Source organism: Longimonas sp., from assembly GCF_040409695.1.
GTDB lineage: Bacteria > Bacteroidota > Rhodothermia > Rhodothermales > Salinibacteraceae > Longimonas.
On sequence record NZ_JARWGJ010000001.1, the window covers coordinates 1 to 3,681 of the forward strand.

A 3,681-nucleotide genomic window follows, 5' to 3' on the forward strand; every position below is an offset into this window, starting at 1 on the left:
CTGGCATCGAGCGTGGTCTGTGGGGAGACCGGGCTGGTGAATACCCCCTCAAACCATGCTCCCAACACGTTAACCTCGAATCGATCGCGCAGCTGCACGTCCGCAAGAGATTGATTACACAGCGGACTGCTTGGTGCCACATCGACCTCTGCGATCTCAAGATCTTTCCCGATTTCAATGGCAGAATGCCCGAGTACAGACAGGACAAGGGGGACTTCGCGCGCCAGGTTTCTGCCAAGCAGCTGCCGCGGCGAGAGCACGTGATCGGCGCCTGCTAACCAGTGATACGGCTCAAGCTCTTCGCTATCGGCGACCGTTACAATCTGGATGGCCCCGTTCAGCTCGCGAGCCGAGAGTACGATGCTGGTGGCAACTTCGTCTGGGGCATCCGTCACGATCGCCTTGGCGTCGGAGAGTTGGATGCGCTCCAGCGCCTCGGTAGACTCAGCATCACCATGCACCACCGTGTATCCCTCCATGTGGAGCTGCTCTGCTTTGGTGCGGTCCGGTTCGAGTATGACGTAGCTCTGGCCTCGGCCTTCGAGCTCCCTGATCAGCGCGTCTATGCGTGCGGTATGCGGTGTTACGACGACGTGCTCGCTTCCCGAAAATGTGGTCGGGGAGTGCTCTTCAAAGGCGTCTCGAAGAAGTGGAACGATAAACAATGGAATGGCGAGGAAGACAAACAGCACACCTGTCAGGTTCATCGCCAGCACCAGCACATTCATCACGGTGCTCGACCACGGCGCATGTCCACCAAATCCCGCTGTGGTGATGGCTTCGATGACGACCTGAACGGCCTGCGTGAAAGGCACCGAGAGCCCCTCATACGCCTGCATCCCCCACTGGTACACCACCGCATAAGAGACGACCGCTGCCACAACCCCTGTCATCGTCCACACAATGCGTCGCTGCCAGGCGTTCATGTAGAAGTAGCGTGTAACGAAAGGGCCGGCGAGTTGTCGTTATACAGGTGCGCGAAGTGAATAGAGGTCTCCCTTCCGTGGTTCGCGAAGCGCTCTGGCAGTGCTGTGTGCGCGTTTGGGCCAGCCGAACCAGACGGCGTGCAGCACGCTGCCGCCTGTTATCCGCGTCCTACAAGCACCACGGTAGAACGCGGTCCCATAGAGTACGCAGCGATGCTATTGAGCGGCTCCTCGGCGCCCTCAGCGAGGATGTCTTTGGGAGCGTCGTGCATGGTATCGATCGCGCGGTACCAGTCCAGATCTTCGGGGGGGTCGGGAATGCGAAAATCGACCGTCTCATCTGCTGCGTTGAACAGCAGCATCAGCAGGGTGCCATTTTCCTGCTGCACCTGCATCCCGAGCTGCCGTGCTGAGGGATCGTCCCAGCGCGGCGACTCGCCGTCGGGGCCGATCCAATGCACCTCCTCGGGCTGATAGAACGCCATGCGCTGCAGGGCCGGATGGCGCTTCCGAAACGCGATGATCTCCTTCGTAAAGCGGTGGATGTCGCTGTGCATCTCGCGCCGCTCCCAGAGCATCCATCCGACTTCATTATCCTGGCAGTATGCGTTGTTATTGCCCTGCTGCGTGCGCCGGAACTCATCGCCGTGGAGGAGCATGGGTACGCCACGCGACAGAAATAACGTAGCCAGAAAGTTCTTAACCTGCCGGGTGCGCACCGCCTGAATGGCTTCGTCGTTGGTCGGCCCTTCGATACCGTAGTTCGCGCTGTAGTTGCTATCCGAACCGTCGCGGTTGAACTCGCCGTTGCCCTCGTTGTGCTTACGCTCGTAGCTGACCAGATCGTTGAGGGTGAAGCCATCGTGCGCCGTCACGAAGTTAATACTGCTTTCGGGGCCTTTGCCTGATCTTTCGTAGAGATCGGCGCTGCCGGTAAGGCGCTCAGCGAACGCGCCGAGCAGGCCCTTGTCGCCCCGCCAGAAGCGCCGCACGTCATCGCGGAAGCGGCCGTTCCACTCGGACCATCGCCGTTTGTGAAAGTGCCCCACCTGGTAGGCGCCGGCTGCATCCCATGCCTCAGCGATCATTTTGACGTTGCCCAGCACCGGATCTTGCGCAATGCGCTCCAGAAGAGGCGGATCGGTGCGCAGGTTGCCCTGCTCATCGCGCCCCAGCACCGACGCCAGGTCGAAGCGAAATCCGTCGACGTGCATCTCTACAACCCAGTGGCGAAGGGCATCCAGAATGAGGTCGTGAACAACCGGATGGTAGGTCTTCAGCGTGTTGCCCGTGCCGGTGAAGTCCTTGTAGAACGCCTGGTTCTCATCAAGAAAGTAGTACAGTTTATTGTCAAGCCCGCGCCAGCTGAACGTGGGGCCTCGTTCATTGCCTTCGGCCGTATGGTTAAACACGACATCAAGCAGCACCTCAATATCGGCCTTGTGGAACGCGTGCACCATCGCCCTGAACTCTTCCACCTGTTCGCCCTGATTGCCCATGCTGGCGTAGGCTGCGTTGGGCGCCATAAAGGCCGCCGGGCTGTATCCCCAGAAGTTGCGCATAGACTCGCCAGTAAGCGGGTTTACGCGCGTAATCTCATACTCATTGAACTCGTGCACCGGCATCAGCTCGATGGTGGTCACGCCAAGCTCTTTCAGATATGGAATCTTCTCGGTTAGCCCAAGATACGTACCGGGATGCTCCACGCCGGCGCTTTCGTGCACCGTAAAGCCCCGCACATGCGTCTCATAGATAATTGTATCTGACCACGGGTGCCGCAAAGGCTGTGTCGGCTCCCAGCCGGTGCGGCTATCCACCACCACGCATGAAGGCGTCACGTGCGCGTTATTCACGCGCGCCATCTCATACAAGCTGTTCGTGCTATCTGCATCGTAGCCCCGGGCCTTGCCAAAGTCCCAGTCGTCAAGATGCGTTATCGCCGGGGCATACGGGTCGATGAGCAGGCGGTATGGATTGAAACGATGGCCGTTTTCTGGCTCGTAGGGTCCATCAACGCGATAGCCGTAGAGCTGCCTCTCGGGCACGTCCTGCACCCAGATATGCCAGATATCGCCCGTGCGATGCTGACGCGCAACCAGTTCAACCCGATGGGTGGGGGCTTCATCATCAATCGCATCGTAGAACTCTAGCCACACGCGCGTACCATGACGGCTGAAAACAGCAAAATTGACTCCGTCTCCCCGCCGGTGCACGCCGAGGGGACGGGGAAGTCCGGTTTTCACATTGAGCTCGTCCGCAGCCTTTGGAGCGGGAAGCGGAGGATCAAGCGTATGTTCAGCCATTGTGCTGTTTGCTTAGCGGAAAGGAGTCGCCGTCACATGTCTTGAAACTCCAATGCAGGAGCGCGTTGCTTTGGTTGGAGAGGACGCAGAGCCAGAATGCCGCTTTCGGCTTCCTGACGTTGCGGAAGGTGGGCATCCAGCATGGCGATAAAGTTTTTGTACACCTGCTGCAGCTCCCAGATGATGCCGTCAGGAGAGAGCGCCCACCACTCGTCGGGGGTGAAGTAGGCCGAGACCTCGGCCTCTGAGCCATGCCGGCCATACCACTGGATGAGATGCAGGTTATCGGATTGTGCCAGGCGCGCGGCCCGCTCTACGAGTGCAGGATCACCGGTAAGCAGCGCCTTTTGGTGCGCCTGCATCATCAACTGAAAGACCGACTGCTGGGCCTCGTTGCCCAGAAAAAATTCGAGCCCTCCACTTCCAGCCCAGGTGCTGGCGAAAGCGGGAAG

Annotated in this window: 2 protein-coding genes and 1 pseudogene; all 3 read right to left on the reverse strand. The window is 59.3% G+C overall.

Features of this window, described 5'->3' with window-relative positions; translation table 11 throughout:
* The coding region (locus PPP56_RS00005) for a potassium channel family protein (RefSeq protein ID WP_353561478.1) at positions 1–926 on the reverse strand (926 nt) is incomplete at its 3' end.
* Positions 927–1,084: 158 nt separating this feature from the next.
* On the reverse strand, positions 1,085–3,229 hold the full coding sequence (gene glgX / locus PPP56_RS00010; protein ID WP_353561480.1) for a glycogen debranching protein GlgX: 2,145 nt from the start codon (positions 3,227–3,229) through the stop codon (positions 1,085–1,087).
* A gap of 32 nt (positions 3,230–3,261) precedes the next feature.
* Positions 3,262–3,681 (reverse strand): annotated as a pseudogene (locus PPP56_RS00015) (hypothetical protein); the annotation flags it as partial.

Coding starts and splice junctions, on each gene's coding strand:
- glgX (WP_353561480.1), bottom strand. CDS start 3,229: ATGGCTGAACATACGCTTGATCCTCCGCTTCCCGCTCCAAAGGCTGCG.